The sequence below is a fragment of the Pseudomonas sp. B21-041 genome, from assembly GCF_024748675.1.
In the GTDB taxonomy this organism is placed as follows: Bacteria; Pseudomonadota; Gammaproteobacteria; order Pseudomonadales; family Pseudomonadaceae; genus Aquipseudomonas; species Aquipseudomonas neuropathica.
In genome coordinates this window covers 3,170,642-3,195,084 of the sequence record NZ_CP087175.1, presented here as the reverse complement: position 1 = coordinate 3,195,084, position 24,443 = coordinate 3,170,642, and the positions used below count along the sequence as shown (strand labels likewise).

Genomic DNA, 24,443 nt, shown 5'->3' with positions numbered 1-24,443 from the left:
GGGGGCTGCAAGAGAGCGCGGGATTCTAAGGCTTGTGCAGGATTTGCCAATAGTTGTTTGCTGCGACGTTAGGACGCAGGGGTTGCCCTTTATGCTTGTCCTGAGTGGCTGAGCAAAAAACAGCTTTTTGCCACCACCTAAGTGCTAAATTGCCGCGCGTACGATAAGTGTTCCGCAATCACGCAAGTTTCTGGAGATCAACAGCATGGAAGCCACCCGGATAGGCCGAAGAGCCGCAACACGTTACCTCGCAGTATTTGGCCTATCGCTGCTGTTCAACCCGTCAACCCCAGCCTTCGCCTTCAACCCCGACTTGCATTCGGCCTATGCACTGAAAGCAGCTCAGGCGTATCAACGCTGCCCGGGGGTGAAGTTGCCCGAACAGTTGGCGGAGGCTTTGGCGGCAGGCACTGACGCTGAGGATTCAAACCTGCTAACGCTCCCTCAACGCGCTACCAATTGGCACTTCTATAACCGCAACAAAAAACTTGAGCCATTCTGGTTCGCCAACCGAAGCCTGGACGTGATCTTTTCCAAACGTATTGAAAAGCTGAACGCGCTGCTGGTGGAACCCGGTGCCGATCCCGTTGCGGTATACGAGCAAGCGGGAAGGGTCTTGCATTACATACAGGACATGAGCGTCCCCGGCCATGTCGTGCCGGCTTACCACGCCAAGTTGCCGGGCAATCATGCCGATCCGTTTGATGAGTTCGAGAGCATTGAAGCGCTGCCATTGTTCGACTTGTCTGACGCGCAGTGTCAGGCGCTTCGTGATGAGGCGAGTAAAGCCGACGCCACCCCTCAAGGTTTTCTGGACGCCGCTGCGACAGCAACCTTGCAGGCGATTGAGCAGATAGACGCGGCCGGCAAACCTGTCGTCGACGGTGCATGGCAAGCGTATTGGGTGTATCCCGCCCGAGATACCGATGAGGCCCGCAAAGGCTGGGGCCAATACGGTAGCTGCGAATTTGCAAGGGGCGATATCAACGCTGAGTGCAAGCGTGAAGAAGAGCTTGTGGCGTTGTTTGAGCAGCAATCTCGACAGGCTCAGACAAATTCGGTGTTGATGCTTTTTTATGTGCAAAAGAAGCTGGCCGAAGCAGGCCAAACTCGACCGTGAGAACCGCTGGCGAGAACCCTTCACGCACTGGCTTTAACCTCAGCCTTAGCCACTGATTTACGATATGTCAGCAAAACGATGCCCGTGACCACAATTACCCCGCCGAGAATCTGTCCGTTGCTGAGCATCTGATCCAGCACAATCCAGCCCATCAGCAGCGTTGCCAATGGTTCGATGTTCATCACCGGCGCATTGCGCGGCATGTCGAGTCGAGGTACGGAAATGAACAAGACGATAAAACCTGTGCCGTACAGCACCACCAGAGTGGCGAGGGCCAGCCATCCGGTCGAGGTGGCGGGCAGGTTCAATCCGCCGGGAAGAGCGCCCGTCAGCCCTGCGAGGTTGACGCTGCTGAACACGATGAAAATGGTCAGCAGACTGCGCACCGAGCCGCGTACCTGAGACAGTTTGTGGTCGGTGATCCACAGCGCGCAGGCGAACACGCTGGCGGCGCAGAACGCGAGCGCGACGCCGGTCAGCCATTGCGCACTGACGTCTGTCGTGGTCGAGAGGCGCCCGGGCACGTCCAGCACAAACACCAGACCCAACAGAATCAACCCCATTAACGTCGCGGTGCGGGCGCTCGGTCGCGGACCACCCAACGCCCAGGTGAGCAATGCCAGCAGAATAGGGAATACGTTCGCCACCAGCAGGGCCAGCGCCACCGGCACCCGTGCGACAGCGGAATACAGACACAGACTCTGCGCAGTGATCAGCAACCCCAGCAGCAGTTGCCAGCGCCATGCGCCCGCCGGCAAACGCGGGCTTTGTCTTTGCCACAGCACCAGCATGGCGAGCACCAGCAAGGTCCCGCCGGAACGCATCAAAATCGCCAGCAACACTCCCGCACCATCATCAAATGCGACTCGCGCCGCCACATGATTGCCGGCAAACGCACAGCCCATGCACAACAGAATGATCACCGCCAGATAACGGGGGTAGGGTGGCGGCACGGTTTGCGTAGCGGTAGGGCGAGGCATGGCAGATCTCAGGATTGTTAGCCGTTCGAACGACTTGGTTTTTATTAGGTTATCGTACAACTAGCCCGTTTTATCGCATTCGGCGACGTCGGGCAATAGACCTGAAAGCGCACAGCTACGCATATGTTCGGCGTTAAGCCGGTTTTTTACCTATTTGACTAAGCGTAGAGATCGTACGACTTGGTAGGGCAGGGGCGCATCGGCCCCTGCTTGGATTTACACATCATGAGAGGTGGGTGGTCTGCTTCTGCTCAGGCATGAAATGGATAATCGATGTAGCCACGCTTATCCCCGCCAAAGAAGCTGCTCGGATCCGGCACGTTGAGCGCCAGGCCATCGTGCAGCCGACGCGGCAAGTCCGGGTTGGCCAGGAACGGCCGGCCAAACGCGATGATGTCGGCACGATCGGCAATCAGCGCCTGTTCGGCAGATTGCGCATCGTAGCCGCCGGCCAGGATCAGCACGCCGTTCCAGGTCTTGCGCAACAGGGCAATGATCGCGTCCCAGCGCGGGTCGAAGTTCTCGTCTTTGACTGTGCCGACCATCGCCGGCTCGACCAGGTGCAGGTAGGCCAGATTCCAATGATTGAGCGCTTCGACGAGGTGGCCGAAGGTTGCCTCCGGGGTGTCATCGCCCATGCCCATGAAGCGCCCCATCGGCGTCAGGCGTACGCCGACCCGTTCGGCACCGACTTCTTCAGCCACGGCCGCGACCACTTCCAGCAGAAACCGCGCGCGGTTCTCCACGCTGCCGCCATAGGCATCGTCACGCTGGTTGCTGTTGCTGTTAAGAAACTGGTCGAGCAGGTAACCGTTGCCGGCATGAATCTCTACACCGTCCATGCCTGCCTGCAATGCGTTGCGCGCGGCCACGCGGTAGTCCTCGACGATGCCGGCGATTTCCGCGGTTTCCAGCGCGCGCGGCACCGGCACATCACCCCAGACACCGTTACCGTTTTCGTCGACGATAAACGTCTTGCCCGGCACCGGCAGCGCGCTGGGCGCAACCGGCAGGCCAGCATCGGGTTGAAAACTGGGGTGGGACACCCGGCCGACGTGCCACAGTTGCATGAAGATCAGGCCGCCGGCCTCATGCACCGCCGCGCTGACATCACGCCAAGCGCGGACCTGCTCGGGGCTGTAGATGCCCGGCGTCCAGGCGTAACCCTGAGCCTGCCGGGAGATTTGTGTGGCCTCGGTGATGATCAGCGCGGCACTGGCCCGCTGGCGGTAGTACTCGGCGTTCATCGGCGTCGGTACATCGCCCGGTTGGCCGGCGCGTGAGCGCGTCAACGGCGCCATCGCCACGCGATGGGCGAGGGTGTAAGGACCGAGTGCGAGGGGTTGGAACAGACGACGGGTCATGGGTAGCTCCAGATTTCAATTGAAGGAATTCAAGCGCGGCAGCGGGGCCGCGAACCAGTGCCGCTAACTTAACCGCGCTCAGCGGGGCTGATAATCGGCGACCGGCGCTACGCTGTTTTGCGCGCAACGCAACGGCGCCCGTGCTCATCAGCGATGAACACGGGCGTGGCTCAGTCGGATTGGTTTGAGCGCGTGAGCGGTAGGTTCAGCCAGCGCCGGCCAGTGGCGTTGGCGACGGCGTTGCCAAGGGCGGCGGCCATCGGCCCTTGAACGATTTCAGCGGCACCGAGGAAGGGTTCTCCCGGTTGGTCGAGCAAATGCACATCGACTTTTTTCGGCAGTTGCGTGAAGCGCAGAATCGGATAACCGCTCCAGTCGTAGCTGCGAATGCCCCCCGCGTCGTAGGCGACTTTTTCGTACAGGGTCCAGCTCGCGGACTGCACGATGCCGCCCTCGACCTGATTGCGCAGGCCATCGGGGCTGACGATCTGGCCGACATCCACCGCCGTCACCACGTGATCGATGCGGATCTCGCCAGTCTGCGGATGCACGCGAAGTTTCACCGCGATGGCGCAGTAACCCATGATGTTTTTGTAGCGGGCAAAGGCGAAACCGATACCGGCGCCGGGCTCGTTGCTTTTTTGCGGCCAACCGATCTCATCACGCACACGTTCCACCACCGCGCGAGCACGCGGGTCGCTGAGATGGGCCAGACGCAAGGCGACCGCGTCGATGCCGGCCCGGATCGCCAGCTCGTCGATACTCGCCTCGATGGCGAAGATGTTGATGTGCGCACCCAGCGAACGCATGGCCGAGGTGCGAAAGGGCATCTCGGTGACGAAGGTCATGTTGATGCGCGTCGAGTTCAACTCGTACAGCGGCACCGCGTTGCGATCACCATCGCCTTCGGGCTGGGCGATCGGCACGGAGGGCGCCGAGGCGAAGGGGCGCGCGAGCAAGCGGGCCGGCAACAGACGCCCGGCGTTGACGATGCGTTCGTTGTGCGGCGTGGTCCAGAGTTCGTAGGCCCAGTCCTGCAGGCGGCCCTGGCTGAGGCCGGCGTCGACTTCGGTGACCATCGCCGAGCTATACGGCTCCCAAAGATTTTCCTGTTCGCGCATCCATTGCACGCGCACCGGCGTACCGGGCACGCGCAGGGCAATCAATGCTGCATCGGCGGCGGCATCATCTGCGCCGTTGTGGCCGTAACACCCTGAGCCTTCAGTATGAATACAGCGCACCCGCTCAGGTGGCAGGCCGAGCATTTCGGCAATGCCGGCGCGCAGCGGGTAAACGCCTTGGGTGTGGGTCCAGACGGTGAGCGTGCCGTCCTTGAACCAGGCGACTGCGCAAGACGGGCCGATCGAGCCGTGCATCAGATATTGCTTGGTGACCCGCGCCTGAAAACGCGTGTCGGCCGCGCCGTTTGGCGTGCCGCTGTGGCTGATCGGATAGCGCCGTGAGGGCAGGCGTTTGAGCAGGCCATGAATCTCGGCCGCCTCGGGAATCGCCTCGCCGCTGCTCCACTGCGCGACTTCGCTGGCACGGCGCATGGCTTTGATCGCTTGCCACTCATCACCGGCGACCACCGCCAGATAGTTGCCGTCGCGGATCACCTTGACCACGCCAGCCAGCGCTTCGATGGACGCCGCATCGAATGCTTGCAGCGTGCAGCCCGGACGAGGCGGGCGGATCACCCGCGCATGCAGCATGCCCGGCAGGCGCATGTCCTGGACGAAGGCCGCACCACCGCTGACCTTCGCCGGAATGTCGAGGCGCGGCAACGAATGGCCGATCAGTTTGAAATCAGCGGCGGCCATCGCCGGTGACTGAGCCTTGGCATATTGATGCACATCGACATGCTTGACCGCGTCGGCGTAACTCATCTGCTGGCCGGCCGGGCCTTCGATCACAGCGTCGCGGGTGCTCAGCAGTGCTGCATCAACCTGCCAACTGCGCGCGGCGGCATCGACGAGCATTTCGCGTACCTGTGCGGCGGCGTTATACAACGCGGTACCGCTGTCGAAAATACTGTGGCTGCCGGCGGTGTAGCCTTCGTTGGGTGTCAGCGCGGTGTCGGCGGTGAGTAGGTTGATCGCGGACGCCGGCACCTGCAAACGTTCGGCGGCGATTTGCAGCAGCGCGGTTTTCACCCCGGTGCCCAATTCGACCTTGCCGGTGTAGACGGTAATGCCGTCGGCGCCGATGCGGATCCAAGCGTCGAGAAACGGATTGGTGCGCAGGCTTCCGGGCAGGTCGGGGGCGAGGACCACGGTGCCGAGCGTATCGACTTCCGTATCCGCTAACACACGCCGCGCGACCGGCAGCAGGGTGAACGCCATCAGCAACGCACCACCGCGCAGGACGGCGCGTCGGCTCGGATTCAATTCATTCGACTCACTCATGTCAGGCTCCCGTTGTGCCCGGCCACCTGTTTGATCGCCTCGATGATGCGCAAGTGCGTACCGCAGCGACACAGGTTGCCAGCCATGTGCTCGCGAATGGTCGCCTCATCCGGGTGTCGATTACGCTCAAGCAACGCTTGCGCGCGCATCAGCATGCCGGCAATGCAGTAACCGCATTGCGCGGCCTGTTTCTCAATGAACGCCGCTTGCAGGGGGCCAGGATCTTCTGCGCTACCGAGGCTTTCCACGGTGCGGATTTTTTTGCCTTCGAGACCGGCGCAGGGCGTCAGGCAGGCGAACACCGGTTGATCATCGACGATCACCGTGCAGGCGCCGCACTGACCGAGACCGCAGCCGTATTTGGCGCCGTTGAGGTTCAAGTGATTGCGCAGCGCATACAGCAGCGGCATGTCCGGCTCCAGCTCAAGCGCTTGCGCGGCTCCGTTGACGTTGAGAGTGATCTGGCTCATTTCGTCTCCTGACGTAACGCTTCAATAGTGGAAGAGAGGTCGGCCCACGGTTGATCGGGGCTGGCTTGCTGACGCAGATACGCGGCCAGTGCGCCGAGTTGCGCGTTGTCGAGGCTGGCGGCGAATGCAGGCATCAGCGGACCGGGCGATCCGGGTGTGGCGGGCAAGCCTTCAAGCACGGTTTTGAGGAAATTGCGCGAGCTGGCCGCTTGCAGCGCCGAGGTGTTTTGCAACCCCGGGCGACCATCGATGGTGCGCATCGGCGCCGCTGGGCCATGGCAACCGGCGCAGGCGCTGCTGAAGAGCAGGGCGCCGGTCGAGTGGTCTGCCGGGGCATTGGCGGCGCGCTGCGCTGTTGTCTCTGTCACCGAAAGCGGGTTTTCCAAACTGAGCAGGTATTCGGCAATCGCCTCGGCCTCACTGGCGGGCAAGCGGGCCAGACTCAAGCTGACCGGACGCATCGGCCCGGCGGGTGTGCCGTGGCCATCAACGATCTCAGCGCGCAGATAGCCGACCAGTTGCTCACGACTCCACGGGTTGCTGCGCTGGCCCATGCCGACCAGCGCCGGCGCGTGCCAGCCGTCAACGCTGCCGCCCTGTAGGTATGCCGAGGACTTTTCCGCGCCGATCAGGTTCAGCGGCGAATGGCAGCCGGCGCAATGGCCCGGGCCGTCGACCAGATAACGCCCGCGATTCCACGCCTCGCTACGTCCCGCCAGAGGCGTCAGTGGCTCACCGTGCAGGAACAGCAGGTTCCAGAACGCCACCAACGGACGAATATTCATCGGGAAATTCATCTGGTTCTGCGCGGCCGGCGCGTGCACGGCGGGGCCGCTCATCAAGTAGGCATAGGCGTCGGCGATGTCTGCTGCGCTCATGCGCCGGTAGTGCACGTAGGGGAACGCCGGATAGAGCAAGTGACCATCGCGAGCAATGCCCTGACGCATCGCCCGCTCGAAGGCCGGCAGTGACCATTGGCCGATACCGGTCTCAGCGTCCGGGGTGATGTTGGTGCTGTACAGCGTGCCGAACGGCGTTACCAGCGGCAGCCCGCCGGCCAGATATTCACCGCCGGGGCGGGTATGGCAGACCGCACAATCGCCGGCCTCGACCACCCGCGCCCCGCGTTGCAATTGCGCAGTATCGAACAGCGTCGGGCGCTCGATGGGTGTAATTGCCGGACGCCACATCAACCAAACGGCACCGATCAGGCCGAGCACAGCGATGACTGCCACGCTGATCCATAGCGTTCTGGACTTCAGCAAATGGCGGTTCATGGGACGGAGAACAACGCGGCAGGCAATGGCAGAACGGATGGGATACGGATCATGACAACGCTCCTTGTAACAGCCGGGGGAGGGCGCCGCTGGGGACGACAGCGCCAGAGGCCAAAGCGTAGAGAAACCGTCTGCGCGGGAGAATCAGCGGCGCGCGCAACAGCGCGTTGCGCGAGAAGCAACGCCTGCGCCGTTGCGCCGGACGCATCACTGCGTTGCCCGCCGCGTGGATTCTGCGCATCGCCACAGGGCCGTAGCCTTGGCAGCACTTTCCTGAACTCAATGAGGTGTCATCATGCTCACAGGCAATCCGGCCGTTGCGGCGAATGCCGAACAGCCAACTTCACTGTCCGGCCTGATGGTCGCGTTCTTGGCATTTTGCTGTGGCGCGGTCGTGGCCAATCTTTATTACGCGCAGCCGATCGTCGAACTGATTGCACCGCAGATCGGACTGTCCAGCGCCAATGCCAGCTTGATCGTTTCGCTGACGCAATTTGGCTACGCACTGGGCCTGTTACTGCTGGTGCCACTGGCCGACCTGATGGAAAACCGTCGGCTGGTGGTCGGCTTCACCCTGGCGGCGAGCGTCACATTGCTGTGCGCCGGGCTGACCCATTCACCGTCGATGTTCCTGCTGTTGTCTTTACTCATCGGTCTGACCTCGGTGGCCGTGCAGATCCTTGTGCCGTTGGCGGCACACCTGGCGCCCGAGGCCAGTCGTGGCCGCGTCGTCGGCAATATCATGAGCGGTCTGCTGCTGGGTATTCTGTTGTCGCGGCCACTGTCGAGCCTGTTGGTTGAAGTGTTCGGCTGGCGCGGGGTGTTTTACAGCGCGGCGGCCCTGATGGCGGTCATCGCGCTGATCACTGCGGTGGCGCTGCCGCGTCGGCTGCCGACGCATAAAGCTTCGTATGCTGCGTTGATCGGTTCGGTGTTTGCCTTGGCCCGGCGCTATCCACTGTTGCGTCAGCGCTCGCTGTATCAAGGGTTGCTGTTTGCCAGTTTCAGCCTGTTCTGGACCCTTGCACCGATTGAACTGATGCGTCACCACGGCTTCACTCAGGCACAAGTCGCGATCTTCGCGCTGGTCGGTGCGGTGGGTGCCATTGCCGCGCCGATTGCCGGACGTCTGGCCGATGCCGGGCATGGTCGTCGCGGCACGCTGGTCGCATTGCTGCTGGCGCCGGTTTCGCTGCTGATCGCTGCGCTCCCGGGCAGCGGCTATGTCTGGTTGGTGGTGTGCGCGGTGCTGCTGGATTTCGCCGTGCAATTGAACATGGTGCTCGGCCAGCGTGAGGTGTACGCCCTCGATCCCCACAGCCGTGCGCGCCTGAACGCCGTGTACATGACCAGTATTTTCGTCGGCGGCGCGCTGGGGTCGCTGGTTGCAAGCCCGTTGTACGAGCATTTCGGCTGGAACCTGTCCGCTGTCGCGGTGGCGCTGTTGCCAGCGCTGGCGCTCGGCTTGTTCCTGGGTCGCCAGGCCGATGTCTGAACAACCGGCGAGCGCGGGCAAGCACGGTGGTACAAGACGACGGGGGAACAGTGATGCACAATCATCCGCGTTCCCTTTCGACCGGACTCCGCTTATGGACAAGTTGCTGGCACTGAAGATGTTTGTGGAAACCGTGCGCTGCGGGGGCTATTCCTCGGCAGCGCGCAAACTCGGGATATCAACGTCGTCAGTGACCCGGCAAGTCGCGGGGCTGGAACACGAGCTGGGCGCGAGCCTGCTCAATCGCACCACGCGCAACACCAGCGTGACCGTTGCCGGCCAGACCTATTTCGAAAAAGCCGTGGCGATTCTCGACGCGATTGACGAGGCCGATGCCGTCGTTGCCGATCGTGGCGCCGAAGCGCAGGGCCGTCTGCGCATCAGCGTGCCGGTGGAGTTCGGCCGGCGCCTGATTGCGCCGCACCTGAGCCGCTTGCTCGAGCGGCATCCGGGACTTGAGATCAGTCTGTCGCTGAGCGATCAGGTCAGCGACCTGCTCAGCGAGCAGATCGATGTTTCCGTGCGGCTCGGATCGTCGGTGGTCAGTGAAGACATCGTCAGCAAACGCGTGGGGCAGTTCGAACGCTGGGTGGTAGCGAGTCCGGCGTATCTGGCGCGTAGCGCAGTGCTCTGTCACCCACGGGATTTGCTGGAGCATCAATGCCTGCGTTTCGATTACGGCGCCACCCACCAGCACTGGACTTTTCAGAATGAAGACGCGCCCATTCAGCTCAATGTCCACGGGCGGCTGCAAAGTAATAATGCCGACATCCTGCGCGAAGCCGCCATCGGCGGCGGCGGGGTGACGCTGTTGGCTGACTGGCTGGTACGCGACGACGTCGCATCCGGCCGGCTGACCCGCTTGCTTGAACAGTACGAGGTCAATCCCGGCAGCGCCAGCACGTGCATCAACGCGTTGTATTTACCCAATCACCGTGGGTCCAGCCGGATCAATGTGTTTATCGACTTCCTGATGGAAATTCTCAGCCCGACGCCCGCGACCACGCCCGCTGCGTGATGCCTGCGGCTCAACGGCGCCCGGTCCGCGTACTCACATCCACCCAAACCGCCAACACCAGAATGCTGCCCTTGACGATCATCTGCCAGTAACTGTCGACGTCGAGCATCGACATGCCGTTATCCAGACTGGTGATGACCAGCGCACCGAGGAGGGCGCCGTACACCGTGCCGGAGCCGCCGCGCATGGAGGTACCGCCGATAAAGCAGGCGGCGATGGCGTCGAGTTCGCCCATGCTCCCGGCCGAGGGCGAACCGGCGGCGAGGCGCGCGGTGTTGACCACGCCGGCGAGGGCGCACATCACGCCCATGATCCCGAAAATCCACAGCTTCACCGCCTGCACATTGATCCCGGACAGGCGCGTCGCTTCCATATTGCTGCCCACGGCATAGACGCGCCGGCCGAACACGGTCTGACTGGTGACGTAACTGAACACGCCCAGCAGAATCAGCAACAACAAGACCGGCACGGGAATGCCGTCATAGCTGTTCAGCGTCTGAACGAAACCGGCGAGCACGGCGCCGATCACCAATACGCGGATGACGTCACGCACCAACGAATGCGCCGCGAGGCCGTGAAGGGCGCGATTGCGCCGCTGTTTCCAGGTCAGGAACACGGTCAGCGCGAACAGCAAAATGCCCAGGCCAGTGCCGATCGCGTGGGGCAGGTAACCCTGACCGATGTAAACGAGCTCCGGCGATACCGGTGCGATGGTCGTGCCGCCGGTAATCCCCAGCAGAATCCCGCGAAACGCCAGCATGCCGCCGAGTCCGACAATGAACGAGGGGATGCGCAGGTAAGCCGTCATGTAGCCGTTGGCGAGGCCGATCATCAGGCCACACAGGGCGACCAGACTGAGGTTGGCCAGCAGCGGAATGTGGTAGACAACATCGAGAATCGCCGCGAGACCACCGAGCAGGCCGAGTAATGAACCGACTGACAAATCGATCTCGCCGCTGATGATCACCAGCACCATGCCGCAGGCAAGAATGCCGGTAATCGACATTTGCCGCAGCAGGTTGGAGAGGTTGCGCGGGGTCAGGAATCCGCCTTCGGTCTGCCAACTGAAGAACAGCCAGATCAGCACCACGGCAAACACCAGCGCGAGCATTTTGTAGCGGGTGAACAGTTGTTTGACCTGATTCATTTACGCGGTTTTCCGATCATTATTGTTATGACTGCCAGGCTGGCTGAGGGCGGCGGCGAGTACCTGTTCCTGGGTGAGTTCATGGTTGATGAAGTCACCACGCAACTGGCCTTCGCCGATCACCAGCACGCGGTCGGAAACGCCAAGCACTTCGGCCAGTTCCGACGAGACCATGATGATCGACACGCCGGCAGCGGCCAGTGCGCCCATCAACTTGTAGATTTCGTATTTGGCGCCGACGTCCACGCCTCGGGTCGGCTCGTCGAGAATCAACACCCGGGGTTTGGCCAGCAGCATCTTCGCCAGCACGGCTTTTTGTTGATTACCCCCCGAGAGGCTGGTGATCGGCAGGAACGGGCTGGCGGTTTTGAGGTGCAGGCGCGAGATTTCCTTATCGATGCTGCCCAGTTCGGCTTCGGCATCGATGCGGGTCAGTTTCGAGTAGTTGTCCAGCACGGCGAGGGTGATGTTCTGGCCAACGCCCAGGTCCGGAATGATGCCTTGGCGCTTGCGGTCCTCCGGCACCAGGCACAGGCCGGCGTGGATTGATTTGAGCGGCGTGCGGGTGTCGATGGGATGCCCATCGAGCCAGACTTCGCCCTCATGGCGACCGGGGTAGGCGCCGAACAGCGCGGTCACCAGTTCGGTGCGGCCGGCACCGACCAGACCGGCGATACCAAGGATCTCGCCGCGTTTGAGCACGAAGGAAACGTCGTCGACCCGTTTGCGCTTGGGGTTGTCGACGTCGTAGCAGGTAATGTGCCGGGCCTCGAAAATCACCTCGCCAATATCGTGCGGCTCGGAGGGGTAGAGGTTGCTCATTTCCCGCCCGACCATCTGCGTGATGATCTGCGCAATATCCATGTCGGCCATGGCGGTGGTGGCGATGTGTTCGCCGTCGCGGATCACCGAAATGGTGTCGCACACGGCGGCGACTTCATCGAGCTTGTGCGAGATGTAGACGCAGGCCACGCCTTTGGCTTTGAGGTCGCGGATGATATCCAGCAACACCTCGATTTCCGAACGGCTCAACGCCGATGATGGCTCGTCGAGGATCAGCAGGCGGGCCTGTTTGTTCAGAGCCTTGGCGATTTCCACCAATTGCTGATAGCCGCCTCCGTACTGCGAAACCGGCAGCGACACGTTCATGTCGGGGACTTTCAGTTCGCGCATCAGCGCTTCGGCGCGGTGAATCATCGCCGGGTAATTCATCCGTCCGCCGGGTAGTGTCAGCTCGTGGCCCATGAAAATGTTTTCGGCCACCGACAGGTCGGGCACCAGCGTCAGTTCCTGGTGAATGATGACGATACCGGCGGCTTCCGTTTCGCTGATCGATTGCGCCCTGAGCGGTTGCCCGTCCCAGAGGATTTCACCGTCCCAGGCGCCGTGCGGGTACACCGCCGAGAGGATCTTCATCAGCGTGGATTTGCCGGCGCCATTCTCGCCGCACAGGCCAACGCACTCGCCGGGCCTGACCTTGATGTCGATGCCGTTCAGCGCTTTGACACCGTCGAAGGTTTTGACGATGCCGTTCATTTGCAGCAGATAGTCGGACATGGAGAGGGCTCGTATATCAAAGACTCACACACCACGAAACCTGTGGGAGCGAGCCTGCTCGCGAAGCGTCAGTTCAGACAATGCTTCGTTGACTGACACAGCGCATTCGCGAGCAGGCTCGCTCCCACAAGGGTTTTCGTATAACCGGGGATTTGTGATGGGGTCACTTCCCGGCAATTTGCGCCTTGGTGTAGAAGCCGTCCTGTTCGAGCAGGTCGATGTTGTCCTTGGTCAGCGGGGTTGGCGTGAGCAGGATGGTGTCGACTTTTTTGCTGCCGTTGTCGTACTGCGAGCTGAAGGCGGGTTTTTCGTTGCGTGCCAGTTGCACCGAAAGCTTGGCCGCTTCGGAGGCGATGAGTTTCAGCGGCTTGTAAACGGTCATGGTTTGCGTGCCGGCGATCACACGTTTGACAGCAGCAAGGTCGGCGTCCTGCCCGGAAATCGGCACCTTGCCGGCCAGTTGCTGCGCCGCCAATGCCTGAATGGCACCACCCGCCGTGGCGTCGTTGGAGGCAACGATGCCGTCGATTTTGTTGTCGTTGCGGGTCAGGGCGTTTTCAACAATGCTCAGCGCTTCGGTCGGGTTCCATTCCTTCACCCACTGCTGCCCGACGATCTTGATATCACCCTTGTCGATGGCCGGTTGCAGCACTTTCATCTGGCCTTCACGCAGGATCTTGGCGTTGTTGTCGGTGGGCGCACCACCGAGCAAAAAGTAGTTGCCCTTGGGTGCGGCATTCAGCACGCCGCGGGCCTGCATCTCGCCGACCTTTTCGTTATCGAAGGAAATGTAGGCGTCGACATCAGCGTTGAGAATGAGCCGATCATAGGACACAACTTTGATCCCGGCTTTCTTCGCTTCGGCCACCGCGTTGGTCAGCACCGTGGCGTTGAACGGCACGATGACGATGACATCGACGCCCCGGGAAATAAGGTTTTCGATCTGGGAAATTTGCTTTTGCTCGTTGGCATCGGCCGATTGCACGAAGACCTTGGCGTCCATTTTTTCTGCCGCCGCGACGAAGTAATCACGGTCACGCGACCAGCGTTCCAGGCGCAGGTCATCAATGGAGAAACCTATTTTCGGGTGGGCAGCGTCAGCCATCACCGGCAGTGACAGCAGCGCCAGGGCAGTGGCCAACAGCGTGCGTTTTACGTTCTTCATAGTGGGGCGTCCTTTTATTGTTGTTGGAAAGACACGGCCTGACGATGAGTATCGGGCTGGTAAAACTGTAGAGAATCCGCAGACGCCGCAGGCACAGATTTGTCGTGCAATTGTCACAGCGTCAAAGCGCCGGCAGATTCTCGTAGCGATCAGCGATAGAGGTAGCGGTTGACGATGTTCTCGAGCATTTCCTGGCGGCCGCTGACGGCTTGCGGGTTCAACTCGTTGGTGAACGCGTGCTCGGCCAACGACTCAAGGTTGAAGTCACCGGCCATCACCGCCTGCCCGAACGGCTTTTGCCAGCCGGCGTAGCGTTGATCCTTGAGCCGTTGCAGCTCGTCGTTCTGGACCATGGCCGCTGCGCGCTCCAGAGAAAGGGCGAGAACGTCCATGGCGCCGACGTGGCCATGGAACAGATCGATCTGATCGAGGCTTTGCCGGCGCACTTTGGAGTCGAAGTTGAAACCGCCATTCTTGAACCCGCCAGCCTTGAGGATTTCATAGGTGGCCAGGGTCATTTCTTCGACGCTGTTGGGGAACTGATCGGTGTCCCAGCCGTTTTGCGGATCACCCCGGTTGGCGTCGATGCTGCCGAAAATCCCCAGGGAGACAGCGGTCGCAATCTCGTGATGGAAGCTATGCCCGGCCAAAGTCGCGTGGTTAGCCTCGATGTTGACCTTGATTTCGTGCTCCAGCCCGAACTGCTGGAGAAAGCCGAACACCGTTGCGCTGTCGTAATCGTATTGGTGTTTGGTCGGCTCCTGCGGCTTCGGTTCGATCAGCAGGTCGCCGGTGAACCCGATCTTGTGCTTGTGCTCGACCACCATGCGCATGAAACGCCCGAGTTGTTCGCGTTCACGCTTCAAGTCCGTGTTGAGCAGGGTTTCGTAGCCTTCGCGACCGCCCCACAACACGTAGTTGGCGCCTTTCAGGCGATGGGTCGCGTTCATGGCACTGAACACTTGCGCAGCGGCGCAGGCGAACACTTCAGGATCCGGATTGCTCGCGGCGCCGGCAGCGAAACGCGGGTTGCTGAAGCAATTGGCGGTGCCCCACAACAGCTTGATCCCGCTTTGTTCCTGATGTCGCTCGAGGTGATCGACCATTTGCGCGAAATGGTTGCGGTACTCCTTCAGTGACTGGCCTTCCGGGGCGACGTCCGTGTCATGGAAGCAGTAATAGTCGATACCCAGTTTGGAGAAGAATTCGAAGGACGCGGCTGCTTTGCCGATCGCCAATTCCATGGGATCGCCGGCGTGTTGCCAAGGGCGCTTGAACGTCCCGCACCGAACACATCGGAACCCGGCCAGACGAAAGTGTGCCAGTAACAGGCGGCCATGCGCAGGTGTTCACGCATGGGTTTGCCGAGGATGAGTTTGTCGGCGTCGTAGTGACGGAAGGAGAGGGGGAATCGCTGTTTGGGCCTTCGTAGCGAATCGGCTCGACATCAGGGAAATACTGCATGGACCTTGTCCTTGTTGTTCTTGGCGGTGTCTCGATACTAGCAACGGCCCCGACCCCGCTGATTATGAAAAGCATCAACACGGAGTGCGATTTTGCGTATTGAGCTTCTTCGACCAGGCGCCTAGTCTGTGTCAATCGCCTCTGTGACAAGGGGCTCGGGACAAGCATAAAAACAATGAAAACCGTACCGCCTGTTCACCGCATCGCTCTGTTGTTCAACGGCAGCAAGATCTACGACCGTGGCATCATCAGCGGCATCGGCAACTACCTGAGCAGCACCCGTGCCTCCTGGGACCTGTTTCTCGAGGAGGATTTTCTCTGTCGTTTGAAAGGCATCGAGCGCTGGCAGGGCGACGGGATCATCGCCGACTTCGACGATCCGCTGATTGGCGAGGCGCTGGCCGATATCCAGATGCCAGTGGTAGCGGTAGGGGGCTCGTACGAGGATAAGCGCGCCTATCCGAAAGCGATTCCCTACGTCGCCACCGATAACAACGCGCTGATGACGCTGGCCTATACGCATTTGATAGAAGCAGGACTGCAACGTTTTGCCTGCTTCAGCCTGCCGGAAGCGCAAGCCAATCGCTGGGCGCAGGAGCGGGAAAAAGCCTTTCGCAAACTGATGAAACGCGACGGCCTGCACGGCGAAATCTATCGCGGCATGGGCACCAGCGCACCGCTGTGGGACAGCGCCGTCGAACAACTGATCGCCTGGCTGCAAAGCCTGCCCAAACCCATCGGCATCATCGCCGTCAGCGACGCCCGCGCGCGCCAGTTGCTGCAAGCCTGTCTGACCGCCGGGATTGCCGTGCCGGAACAGGTGGCATTGATCGGCATCGACAATGATCCGCTGACACGCAGCCTGACCCGCGTGCCGCTGAGTTCTGTTATTCAGGGCACGGAAACCATGGGCCGAACCGCTGCGCAATTACTCCACCAGATGCTGCACGGCATGCCGTCCACCGGTACGCAGATCCTGATCCCGCCGGATGCTGTGAACGTGCAGGTGTCGAGCTTGCACCAACCGTTGGGCAATCCGTACGTGATGCAGGCGCTGCTGTTTATCCGACAATATGCTTGCCAGGGCATCAAAACGGCGCAGGTGGCGGCGTATGTCGGTGTGTCGCGTTCGTCACTCGAAGCGCATTTCCGCGCCGAGCGAGGCTGCAGCGTGCACGACGAGATCCTGCGTTTCAAACTGGCAGCTGCCACCAGCGGATTGAAAAATACTGACTCGGTGATCGCCGACGTGGCGCGCAGTTGCGGGTTTAAATCTGCGCAGTATCTGCACACGGTGTTTCGCCGGGAGTTTGGCTGTACGCCGCGTGAGTATCAGCAAGGGGCAGGGATGCGCTGATGGAATACCGGAAATGAGGTTAGAGTGGGCATCAATGTCTTGATTGTTGCGTGAACAATGAATCGTCCGCTGTTCGTTTCTCTGGATGGGCCCAAAGGCACCGGCAAAACCACACTGTTGGAAGCCGTTACGCAAGTATTGAGGGCGGGCAACCAGAAAGTCATCCGGCTTTGCGAGAGAAAAAGCGATCCGTTCAGGGTGAAACCATGGCCTTGGTCAACACTCTGGCGAGAAATCCTTGCCGGGATCTGGAGTGGGCTGTGTGTCAGCGCCTCGCGGATAGCCGTCGCTGGATCTCCCAGAACGTTCTGACGAAGCAGCCGCTGGACAGCATCATCTTGATCGATCGCTGGTATCCCTCGGATGCCGCGTTTCGCCAAACCATCCCGTTTGCCGAGATTCTTCAATTGAATATGGAACGAGACGTGCGGGTGCCAGATCTGCATGTCGGCGTCGTCACCGATCCGGATATTTCATGGGCCAGGGCTGCTAACCGATCACGAGGACTGGGCGGCACTGTGATCCAGAAGCACGCAGAGCATGTGGCGTGTACGGAAATGTTCGAGCAAGCGGTCAAGGATCACGGCTGGATGTTGTGCCGTAATGAAGGAACGGTTGAGCAGGCGACGATGCTGGTGGTTTCTCGGATCTATGAGGTGCTTGGGTTGAACGTCGAAGTGGATGCCAGGCTTGGCGCTCAGGGTATCGCGTAGACCTTGAAGTTCAGTGGACACGGCCCTGCCAGGAAGGCCGTTTGGTTAGATTTTCTGGGGTTGGGCAGGGCGTTTGCTCAGGCTCTGTGAATAGCCTGATGAAGGTTTTATAGAAACAGGATGAGCAAAACCGCGACAGCCACAAAGCCATCGCGGTTGTTCTGCGTTTTAGCGGTTAGCGTCGGCCAAGCCAGCCTCGATGAAGCGAACGGAACTCTCCATAGCCTGCTGACCTTCTGGCAGCATGGTGGCGTAGAAGTGCCAGGCGTGGAACATCGCAGGCCATACTTCCAGGTTCACGCGAACTCGGTTATCAGCCAGGTGAGTTGCAAGGCGCATTGCATCGCTCAACATCAGCTCGTTCTCGCCGATCTGCACCAAGATTGGTGGAAGACCGGTGACGTCCGCGAACACAGGTGAGGCCAGAGGATGACTGGCCAATGTGTCGCCCAGGAATGCTCTGGCGAGGATGTCCAGGACAGGCTTGGAGTTCAGAGGATCCAGACCTTCACGGTTGCTCATGGAAGCACCGGTGTGTTCGAGGTTCGCCCATGGTGAGATGGAGGAGCCAACCGCAGGCAATGGAAGCCCTTTCGATTTAGCCGCGACCATGACGCTGACAACCATTGCGCCGCCAGCCGACTCGCCAGAGAACGCAATTTTGTTAGCCGGGATTTTCTGCTCAAGCAACCATTCGTAAGCGCGCAATGTGTCGTCAATAGAGGCTGGAAACTTGTGCTCAGGAGCGAGTCGGTAGTCCGGCATGTACACACGAGCACCGAGCATTTTCGCGTAGTTGCCGCCGATGCCGTGGTAGCCGTCTGGACTACCTACAATGTAGGCGCCGCCGTGGATGTACATCACGACCGCGTCGGTTTTGATCTCGTCCGGAGTAACCAGTGTGCCGGGTACGCCGCCCATGTCGACTGCTTCGAATTTAACGCCAGCTGGCGCTGGATTTTGCGCGAGCATTTTTGCGTAAAAGTCGCGGATGTCGCTCATTTTTGTGGTGGTATCGATTTCCTTAAGAACGGGTACCAGATCGCTAAGGCTATTGGCCCAGGTTTGGACGGCTGCTTGGACTTTAGTGTTCATAATGACCTCAATTGATCGTTGGGAGTGGATTAGCTAATTGAGATACTATGCTTAGTATTGGGGAATAGGGTTCCCCATAACAGGTGCTGAGCCGCCCGAACGTTGAGACTACCGAGGCCGTATGGAACTCCATAACCTGAATGATATTGCCGCGTTTGTGAGCTCGGTAAACGCTGGAAGCTTCACTGCGGCGGCAAAACAGCTTGGCCTTACGCGCTCTGCAGTGGGGAAGTCGATAGTCAGGCTCGAGGCTCGTTTACAGGTACGTTTACTGAATCGCACTACGCGCAGTTTAAGCATGACGGATGACGGCCAGGTTCTGTATGAGCGCTGTGTGGGCGTTCTTCAGGATCTGGACGACGTGGAGGATGCCCTTGCGTTTCGTCGTTCGACACCCAGTGGGCGACTGCGGATGAGTCTGCCGGTTGCGCTGGGCAGACTTCATGTCCTTCAGCACATTGAGTGCTGCCTTAAGGATTGGCCCTCCCTGAGCGTGGATATCACCTTTTCTGACAGGCTGGTCGATCTGATCGATGAGGGATTTGATTTGGCCATGCGCATCGGGCCACCGAAGGAAGATTCTCGGTTGTTGACGCGCACTGTGGCCTACCAACAAATGATTACCTGCGCTTCCCCCAAATATTTGGCTGAGCACGCCGAGCCTAAAACGCCGGAGGATTTATCCGAGCACCAGTGCCTGCATTTCGTGAGTGGTGGGAGATTGCTTCCTTGGAATTTTCGCGTGAATGGTAGCTCTGTGTCCGTTACTCATGGTGGAAGGCTACAGATGGACAGTGCTGAGTCATTACACCAGTCAGCTGTAGCTGGCCTGGGTATCGCGACTCTTCCTTCCTACGTGGTGAACGACGATTTGAGGAGCGGCAAGCTTGTTCAATTGCTCGCTGGGTATGCAGAGGCCGCAGAGCCTATTCGGGTGATCTACCCTAGCAAGCGGCACCTATCTCCAAAAATTCGACTCTTCATCGATAAGCTCGTGGAGGCTTGGTCGCCATGCCCGCCATGGGAGCATCACCTAGGGGAAGGCACTCACTCAGGTTGATCAGTGAGCGAGGTGCGTAATTGCAATTACAGAGGCAACGATGATGAATTCAACCTGGGCAGATCAAGTGGCACTTGTGAGTGGAGCGGGCAGTGAGCTTGGAATCGGTATGGCCATTGCCCATCGTCTTGGGGCTCAAGGGGCCAAGTTGATCGTCACGGCAAGCAGCGCACGCATCAATGAGCGGGTTGCGGCGTTACGTGGCGCCGGCTTCGAAGCAGTGGGTCGACCGGTCGACTTGACTCAGGAAACTCAGGTGAGTGAATTCGTCGCTTGGGCTGAGGCCGTCTGGGGCCGCATCGATATTCTTGTAAATAATGCCGGTATGGCGATGCAAGGGAGTCCAGAACAGTTCTCCGAGTTCACGAGTACGAGCCTCGAAAGCTGGAATCTTTCCATCGCTAGAAATCTGACAACTGCGTTTCTGTTAACCCAAGGGGTGTTGCCTGGGATGCGAGCGAGAGGCTATGGCCGCATAGTGAACATCAGCTCAACTACCGGCACACGGGCGAGTAATCCAGGGGAGGCTGCTTACAGTGCTGCAAAGGCGGGAATGGTAGGAATGAACATGAGTCTAGCTCTTGAGGTGGCTCATCAAGGTATCACTGTGAATTCAGTTGCCCCTGGCTGGATAGCTACAGGGTCGAGCACGCCTGATGAAGTCAAAGCCGCACGTTCTACGCCTCTCGGGAGAGCGGGGCGACCAGACGAAGTGGCCGCAGCCGTTGTATTCCTGGCTTCACCTGAAGCGAGTTACATCACAGGGGAATTGCTCGTGGTGGATGGAGGCAATTGCCTGGTTGAGAACAAAGCGGGTTAAGACATTTTAATTCCTGAGAGGGACCTCAACGTTGCCTGAACCGCGCCGCGCTGACTCACTGCTCCAGCAAAAACCGCTCAATTTCCTCAACGGTACTGCGCGCCGTTCGGGTTACGCCGATCAGTGTCGCGGAAGCGGCGCCAGTCCAGTCGCCATAACCCACCAACCACAAACGCGGTTCCTGAATCGAATGCGTACCTTTGACGGCCACGCGCCCGTCGGCGGAACACACGCCCAGTGATTCCAGATAGCCGAGGGCAGGGCGGAAGCCGGTGCACCAGATCACCGCGTCGACCGGCGTTTGCGAGCCATCAGCCCAAGTCACGCCGGTCTCGGTGAAGCGCAGGAACGGCCGAACCGCGTGCAACACGCCGCGCTCCCGTGCCTCAACGACTGGCGGCACCATCACGATATCGCCCAGGCCGCCAACCGGCTGTTCAATGACGATACCGGCCAGTTGCGCTTTCCAGCGCTCGGTGGCGCGTTCGAAGAGCACGCGTCCATCAACGTCATCGGCAAGAAACTCTGGTGGCTGCGGAGTGACCCAAGTGGCATCGGCCACTTGCGAGACTTCAGCGAGGATCTGTGCACCGGAATTGCCACCACCTACCACCAGGACTTTTTTTCCGGCAAACGGTTTGGCGTTAACGTAGTGGGCCGAATGCAATTGCTGGCCGGTAAAGGTTTCGCTGCCGGGGTAATGCGGCAGGTAAGGATGGCGCCAGGTGCCGGTCGCGCTGACCACGGTGCGGGCCAGCCAACTGCGGCCCTGGGCTTTTACGTTGAGGTGATTACCCCGACGTTCAATAGCGTTGACCCAGTAGGGCCGTGCGACAGGAAACTGGTAGCGTTGCTCATACTGGCGCAGGTAATCGAGTACGTTGTCGCGACTGGGGTAACCGTCAGTGACCGGAGGCATCATCCAACCGGCGATGGAACTCCAGGTCGACGGTGAAAACAGTCGCAGGGAATCCCAGCCATGCCGCCAAGCGCCGCCCGGTGCTGCTTCGGCATCAATAATCACAAAGGAACGCCCGGTACGGCGCAGGAAGTAAGCCACGGCGAGTGCAGACTGGCCACCGCCAATAATTGCAACATCCACGTCGGCAGGCATGGGGAATCCTTGGGTCAGCGAGGTTCAGGTTAAGTTAATACATTTGAAGCGGACGTTTGTTGATGTTGCTCAATCGGCGGCGTTGTAATGGATATGATTTAACATAATATACATTACACGTAACAAGATGTTTCGAGATCAGCCCGGTTGCACAGTGGATTTCAACCTACAGAATCGACCTGAATCCGATCCACTGCTTTTCCTTGAATTCGACGGCGCTCAACCCTCATCACGCGTCAGCTTTTCAATCAGCGTTCGATGCTGTGGAAATTGTTGCGTGAGTTTCTGCCGATCACCCATTTCCATATCGGCAAAATCAAATCCTGGCGAAACGGCTTCGCTGATCAGCCCAAATCCGTTTTCGCCTTCGAGCAACCGCGAAGCTTTCCATAGTCCACCCGGTACGTGTAATTGTAAAAGCTGTCCTGCCAGAATGTCGGCGCCCATCACCAATGTCTGCAACGAGCCGTCAGCATGAATCAGGCTGTACTCAATGGCGTCGCCCAGGTGGAAATAATGCAGGATGTCGGATCGATTGAAATGAAACTGGCCCACCGGTGATTGCTGATCCAGCAGATAGTAAATCGAGGTCATCAGATACCGTGGGCCGCTGGGGGTTTCGAGTGGGTCGCGATGATCGGCCTGATAGGTTCTGCGGAAGTAGCCACCTTCGAGGTGAGGCTGCAGATCCAATGTTCTAATAATGTCTCCAGCTTTGGCTTCACGTTTGATCATGGGCTCTTCTCCGCCGAATATGCTGCTAATTTACGTTAACTCGACTAAACGACCATTTAGTGTAGTTAAACATGAACTGCAAGCTTTCTAGTAAATATAGGGCCACGCTCGCGCCACTGCTTTTGAATTACGGACCAGGATGGGGACTAAGTTCGATTTGTGTGGTTTCAATCAAGCGCTTTGACACAATCATCGACTTGGTAGTGGCAGCGTACTTTTTGAAGTGCGGCGATTCGATATGGCTTCGGTATGCCGAATCGCTGGCGTAGATTTCGAAGAAATGAAACCAGTTCGGGCGGTCGACTTCGGCGACAGCATAGATTGATATAACGCCCGGCTCTGTTCGAGTCGATTCTGAGATCTCTTCTTGGACTGCGGCTTGATAGGCCGCAACCTGTGCAGGATCGATTTCGAGTTGCGCGATGCGCACCACCAAGCCATTTTCCTCGTCGGCCAGGGCTCGTCCTGCTAGTAATCCTGCCAATGCGACCATACCTAATAAACGTTTACCTATCATGCTTCCCCTCCTTCACTGCGGCAGCGCATACGCCCGCGCAAGGTCGATGGTGTTTTGAGTAATCGGCAATAACATCCATGGGGCAGCCTCTTGGTAAAGGGCGACGAGTTTTCCCTGTGAAGGTCTTTGTCCACCGACCGCTTCTGGCCGATTTCGTCTGTCGAGCGCTTCGAGACTGCAGACTGACAGATTAACAACGCAGGCTGAAAATCCGCTTCGTATCGCTATTTCCCACCGAGACTCCCTCCCCCATCGACGCTGATCACTTGGCCGGTAACGAAGGATGCCTCCTCGCTGAGCAGGAAGGTAATCAGCGAGGCCACTTCTGATGGCGTTCCCAGTCTCTGCATCGGAATCGTGGACAATATTTGACGCTCACCCTCACTTCCCACGGGTCGGTTTTTTCGGAAAAGCTCGGTGTCTATAGGGCCAGGTGCGACGGCGTTGACCGTAATGCCAATGGGCGCCAACTCAAGTGCCCACGTACGAGTAACTCCCACCAATGCGCTTTTTGCGGCAGCGTAAGCGGTTCTGTCCCGGGCTCCAAAAATGGCACGGCTGCAGACATTCACGATGCGCCCTGCAGAAGATCGCTTGAGAGACGGCAGGCAAGCCTGGGCGATTTGTACCGAGGCTCGGACATTCAGGTCAAAAACGTTTTGGAGTGTTTCAAGTTCAAGCGTTTCCAGGCTTTGCGGAGACGCAACGCCTGCGTTATTGACGACGGCATCAATAGAGGTTCGCTCCAGGAGTTTCTCGAGCATTTCCCTCGTTTGTTGAGCATCGGTTAAATCACAGAGCAACAGCTTTCCGGGAAAATCATCAACCGGATGCCTGGCAATGCCGACCACATTCCAGCCTGCCTGATTCAATTGAGTACTGAGCGCGAAACCGATTCCTTTGGTTGCACCAGTGACCAGTGCCGTTCGGCTGTTGTTCATGGTTACTCTCTCATCATCCGACGCCAAATCTATTGCTAACAAAGTCCACTTGAGGCGCTGAGCGGCACCAGCTGCTTTCAACGCTGCAGTCTGCCGCAACTTACTCCTCACTCGGCTCATAACTGTTCACATTGGGCACTTGCAAATGCAGGCGCCCAAGCAAGTCAACCAACGTATCAACCTCAGCCGGGGTCAATCCGCTGAGCAGGCGCGACTCTCGCTCAAGTGCAACTTTCAGCACGCGGTCATGCAATTCCTTGCCGCTGGCCGTCAATCGCACGGTGTAACGCCGCGCGTCCTTGGGATCCAGCTGACTGGTGATCCGCCCCGCCGCTTCCAGCGTCTGCAATGAACGACTAACCGCGCTCTTGTCGAGACCGATCGCCTGACAGATTCGATTGGCGGTGATGTCGGATTCAACGGCAAGCATCGAAAGCATTCGCCATTCAACCACGCCGATGCCGAAGTGTTTGCGATAGCACTGGGAGGCTCCGGTGGCGAGTTTGTTCGCCAGGAACGTCACCAGGCCAGGTACATAACGCGACAGGTTCAGTTGTGTATCGGTAGGCATCGAGAAAACACCGTAGATCGAAGATCTTGCAATTTGGTTGACACCGCAACTAAATTAT

The 24,443-nt window shown here is 59.3% G+C and carries 20 protein-coding genes and 2 pseudogenes; 7 read left to right on the top strand and 15 right to left on the bottom strand.

The genetic code is table 11. The features are described from left to right. Positions 1-205: 205 nt before the first annotated feature. Complete coding sequence (locus LOY43_RS14230) at positions 206-1,120, top strand: hypothetical protein (protein ID WP_095048974.1); 915 nt, start codon at positions 206-208, stop codon at positions 1,118-1,120. Between the two features lie 20 nt (positions 1,121-1,140). Here LOY43_RS14230 and LOY43_RS14225 read toward each other — a convergent pair whose 3' ends face one another. The 5 genes from LOY43_RS14225 to LOY43_RS14205 all read right to left on the bottom strand — a co-directional run bounded on the left by LOY43_RS14225 (position 1,141) and on the right by LOY43_RS14205 (position 7,604). After that, positions 1,141-2,100 carry a DMT family transporter gene (locus LOY43_RS14225; protein ID WP_258709904.1) on the bottom strand — a complete coding sequence of 320 codons (960 nt, stop codon included), beginning with the start codon at positions 2,098-2,100 and terminating at the stop codon, positions 1,141-1,143. A 251-nt stretch (positions 2,101-2,351) separates the two neighbouring features. After that, positions 2,352-3,464: an alkene reductase gene (locus tag LOY43_RS14220; RefSeq protein WP_258709903.1), complete on the bottom strand. Its 1,113-nt coding sequence runs from the start codon at positions 3,462-3,464 to the stop codon at positions 2,352-2,354. 170 nt (positions 3,465-3,634) lie between these two features. Beyond that, positions 3,635-5,869, bottom strand: coding sequence for a molybdopterin cofactor-binding domain-containing protein (locus tag LOY43_RS14215; protein WP_258709902.1), 2,235 nt, complete (start codon positions 5,867-5,869; stop codon positions 3,635-3,637). After that, entirely contained in the window at positions 5,866-6,339 is a 474-nt protein-coding gene (locus LOY43_RS14210; protein ID WP_095125976.1) for a (2Fe-2S)-binding protein, read from the bottom strand. The genes LOY43_RS14215 and LOY43_RS14210 overlap by 4 nt, the downstream gene beginning before the upstream one ends. After that, positions 6,336-7,604, bottom strand: a complete 1,269-nt coding sequence (locus LOY43_RS14205) for a c-type cytochrome (protein ID WP_408980839.1) — start codon at positions 7,602-7,604, stop codon at positions 6,336-6,338. Before LOY43_RS14205 ends, LOY43_RS14210 begins: the two co-directional genes overlap by 4 nt. A gap of 307 nt (positions 7,605-7,911) precedes the next feature. Here LOY43_RS14205 and LOY43_RS14200 point away from each other — a divergent pair, with 307 nt between their 5' ends. Together LOY43_RS14200 and LOY43_RS14195 are read left to right on the top strand one after the other, a co-directional pair. After that, positions 7,912-9,111: an MFS transporter gene (locus tag LOY43_RS14200; RefSeq protein ID WP_095048968.1), complete on the top strand. Its 1,200-nt coding sequence runs from the start codon at positions 7,912-7,914 to the stop codon at positions 9,109-9,111. Positions 9,112-9,205: 94 nt separating this feature from the next. Next, on the top strand, positions 9,206-10,129 hold the full coding sequence (locus tag LOY43_RS14195; RefSeq protein WP_258709900.1) for a LysR family transcriptional regulator: 924 nt from the start codon (positions 9,206-9,208) through the stop codon (positions 10,127-10,129). Between the two features lie 10 nt (positions 10,130-10,139). Here the strand turns inward: LOY43_RS14195 and LOY43_RS14190 are convergent, their stop codons facing one another. From LOY43_RS14190 to xylA, 4 genes and pseudogenes are all read right to left on the bottom strand, one after another. Further along, positions 10,140-11,276 (bottom strand): sugar ABC transporter permease, encoded by a 1,137-nt coding sequence (locus tag LOY43_RS14190; RefSeq protein ID WP_007913196.1) that lies wholly within the window; start codon positions 11,274-11,276, stop codon positions 10,140-10,142. Next, positions 11,277-12,833 carry a D-xylose ABC transporter ATP-binding protein gene (xylG, locus tag LOY43_RS14185; RefSeq protein ID WP_258709899.1) on the bottom strand — a complete coding sequence of 519 codons (1,557 nt, stop codon included), beginning with the start codon at positions 12,831-12,833 and terminating at the stop codon, positions 11,277-11,279. It abuts the gene before it with no gap. 163 nt (positions 12,834-12,996) lie between these two features. After that, on the bottom strand, positions 12,997-13,998 hold the full coding sequence (xylF, locus tag LOY43_RS14180) for a D-xylose ABC transporter substrate-binding protein (protein WP_095048965.1): 1,002 nt from the start codon (positions 13,996-13,998) through the stop codon (positions 12,997-12,999). A 149-nt stretch (positions 13,999-14,147) separates the two neighbouring features. Continuing rightward, positions 14,148-15,462 (bottom strand): annotated as a pseudogene (xylA, locus tag LOY43_RS14175) (xylose isomerase). Positions 15,463-15,637: 175 nt separating this feature from the next. Here xylA and LOY43_RS14170 point away from each other — a divergent pair. Together LOY43_RS14170 and LOY43_RS14165 are read left to right on the top strand one after the other, a co-directional pair. Next, positions 15,638-16,819, top strand: a complete 1,182-nt coding sequence (locus tag LOY43_RS14170) for a XylR family transcriptional regulator (protein ID WP_077572858.1) — start codon at positions 15,638-15,640, stop codon at positions 16,817-16,819. Positions 16,820-16,876: 57 nt separating this feature from the next. Then, positions 16,877-17,532, top strand: a pseudogene (locus LOY43_RS14165) (dTMP kinase). Between the two features lie 168 nt (positions 17,533-17,700). Here the strand turns inward: LOY43_RS14165 and LOY43_RS14160 are convergent. After that, positions 17,701-18,627 carry an alpha/beta hydrolase gene (locus LOY43_RS14160; protein ID WP_258709898.1) on the bottom strand — a complete coding sequence of 309 codons (927 nt, stop codon included), beginning with the start codon at positions 18,625-18,627 and terminating at the stop codon, positions 17,701-17,703. Between the two features lie 121 nt (positions 18,628-18,748). Between LOY43_RS14160 and LOY43_RS14155 the strand changes: the two genes are divergently transcribed. Both LOY43_RS14155 and LOY43_RS14150 read left to right on the top strand, forming a co-directional pair. Beyond that, positions 18,749-19,687 carry a LysR family transcriptional regulator gene (locus LOY43_RS14155; protein ID WP_258709897.1) on the top strand — a complete coding sequence of 313 codons (939 nt, stop codon included), beginning with the start codon at positions 18,749-18,751 and terminating at the stop codon, positions 19,685-19,687. Positions 19,688-19,730: 43 nt separating this feature from the next. After that, positions 19,731-20,507 (top strand): SDR family NAD(P)-dependent oxidoreductase, encoded by a 777-nt coding sequence (locus tag LOY43_RS14150; RefSeq protein WP_258709933.1) that lies wholly within the window; start codon positions 19,731-19,733, stop codon positions 20,505-20,507. 55 nt (positions 20,508-20,562) lie between these two features. On the opposite strand, the gene LOY43_RS14145 is transcribed toward LOY43_RS14150, so the two are convergent. The 5 genes from LOY43_RS14145 to LOY43_RS14125 form a co-directional block, all read right to left on the bottom strand. Next, entirely contained in the window at positions 20,563-21,621 is a 1,059-nt protein-coding gene (locus LOY43_RS14145; protein ID WP_220556177.1) for an ArsO family NAD(P)H-dependent flavin-containing monooxygenase, read from the bottom strand. Between the two features lie 219 nt (positions 21,622-21,840). Beyond that, a complete protein-coding gene (locus tag LOY43_RS14140; protein ID WP_258709896.1) occupies positions 21,841-22,356 on the bottom strand; it encodes a cupin domain-containing protein in 516 nt (171 codons plus the stop codon). Positions 22,357-22,483: 127 nt separating this feature from the next. Further along, on the bottom strand, positions 22,484-22,873 hold the full coding sequence (locus LOY43_RS14135) for a putative quinol monooxygenase (protein WP_258709895.1): 390 nt from the start codon (positions 22,871-22,873) through the stop codon (positions 22,484-22,486). A gap of 224 nt (positions 22,874-23,097) precedes the next feature. Further along, positions 23,098-23,814 carry an SDR family oxidoreductase gene (locus LOY43_RS14130; protein WP_258709894.1) on the bottom strand — a complete coding sequence of 239 codons (717 nt, stop codon included), beginning with the start codon at positions 23,812-23,814 and terminating at the stop codon, positions 23,098-23,100. A 100-nt stretch (positions 23,815-23,914) separates the two neighbouring features. Continuing rightward, positions 23,915-24,385, bottom strand: a complete 471-nt coding sequence (locus tag LOY43_RS14125) for a MarR family winged helix-turn-helix transcriptional regulator (protein WP_258709893.1) — start codon at positions 24,383-24,385, stop codon at positions 23,915-23,917. Between the last annotated feature and the right edge of the window lie 58 nt (positions 24,386-24,443).

Bases quoted from the DNA above. Each gene is read 5' to 3' on its own strand.
- LOY43_RS14130 (WP_258709894.1), bottom strand. From the start codon at position 23,814: ATGAACAACAGCCGAACGGCACTGGTCACTGGTGCAACCAAAGGAATC.
- LOY43_RS14215 (WP_258709902.1), bottom strand. From the start codon at position 5,869: ATGAGTGAGTCGAATGAATTGAATCCGAGCCGACGCGCCGTCCTGCGC.
- LOY43_RS14195 (WP_258709900.1), top strand. From the start codon at position 9,206: ATGGACAAGTTGCTGGCACTGAAGATGTTTGTGGAAACCGTGCGCTGC.
- LOY43_RS14135 (WP_258709895.1), bottom strand. From the start codon at position 22,873: ATGATAGGTAAACGTTTATTAGGTATGGTCGCATTGGCAGGATTACTA.
- xylF (WP_095048965.1), bottom strand. From the start codon at position 13,998: ATGAAGAACGTAAAACGCACGCTGTTGGCCACTGCCCTGGCGCTGCTG.
- LOY43_RS14140 (WP_258709896.1), bottom strand. From the start codon at position 22,356: ATGATCAAACGTGAAGCCAAAGCTGGAGACATTATTAGAACATTGGAT.
- LOY43_RS14200 (WP_095048968.1), top strand. From the start codon at position 7,912: ATGCTCACAGGCAATCCGGCCGTTGCGGCGAATGCCGAACAGCCAACT.
- LOY43_RS14170 (WP_077572858.1), top strand. From the start codon at position 15,638: ATGAAAACCGTACCGCCTGTTCACCGCATCGCTCTGTTGTTCAACGGC.
- LOY43_RS14190 (WP_007913196.1), bottom strand. From the start codon at position 11,276: ATGAATCAGGTCAAACAACTGTTCACCCGCTACAAAATGCTCGCGCTG.
- LOY43_RS14155 (WP_258709897.1), top strand. From the start codon at position 18,749: ATGGAACTCCATAACCTGAATGATATTGCCGCGTTTGTGAGCTCGGTA.
- LOY43_RS14225 (WP_258709904.1), bottom strand. From the start codon at position 2,100: ATGCCTCGCCCTACCGCTACGCAAACCGTGCCGCCACCCTACCCCCGT.
- LOY43_RS14230 (WP_095048974.1), top strand. From the start codon at position 206: ATGGAAGCCACCCGGATAGGCCGAAGAGCCGCAACACGTTACCTCGCA.
- LOY43_RS14220 (WP_258709903.1), bottom strand. From the start codon at position 3,464: ATGACCCGTCGTCTGTTCCAACCCCTCGCACTCGGTCCTTACACCCTC.
- xylG (WP_258709899.1), bottom strand. From the start codon at position 12,833: ATGTCCGACTATCTGCTGCAAATGAACGGCATCGTCAAAACCTTCGAC.
- LOY43_RS14210 (WP_095125976.1), bottom strand. From the start codon at position 6,339: ATGAGCCAGATCACTCTCAACGTCAACGGAGCCGCGCAAGCGCTTGAG.
- LOY43_RS14160 (WP_258709898.1), bottom strand. From the start codon at position 18,627: ATGAACACTAAAGTCCAAGCAGCCGTCCAAACCTGGGCCAATAGCCTT.
- LOY43_RS14150 (WP_258709933.1), top strand. From the start codon at position 19,731: ATGAATTCAACCTGGGCAGATCAAGTGGCACTTGTGAGTGGAGCGGGC.
- LOY43_RS14125 (WP_258709893.1), bottom strand. From the start codon at position 24,385: ATGCCTACCGATACACAACTGAACCTGTCGCGTTATGTACCTGGCCTG.
- LOY43_RS14145 (WP_220556177.1), bottom strand. From the start codon at position 21,621: ATGCCTGCCGACGTGGATGTTGCAATTATTGGCGGTGGCCAGTCTGCA.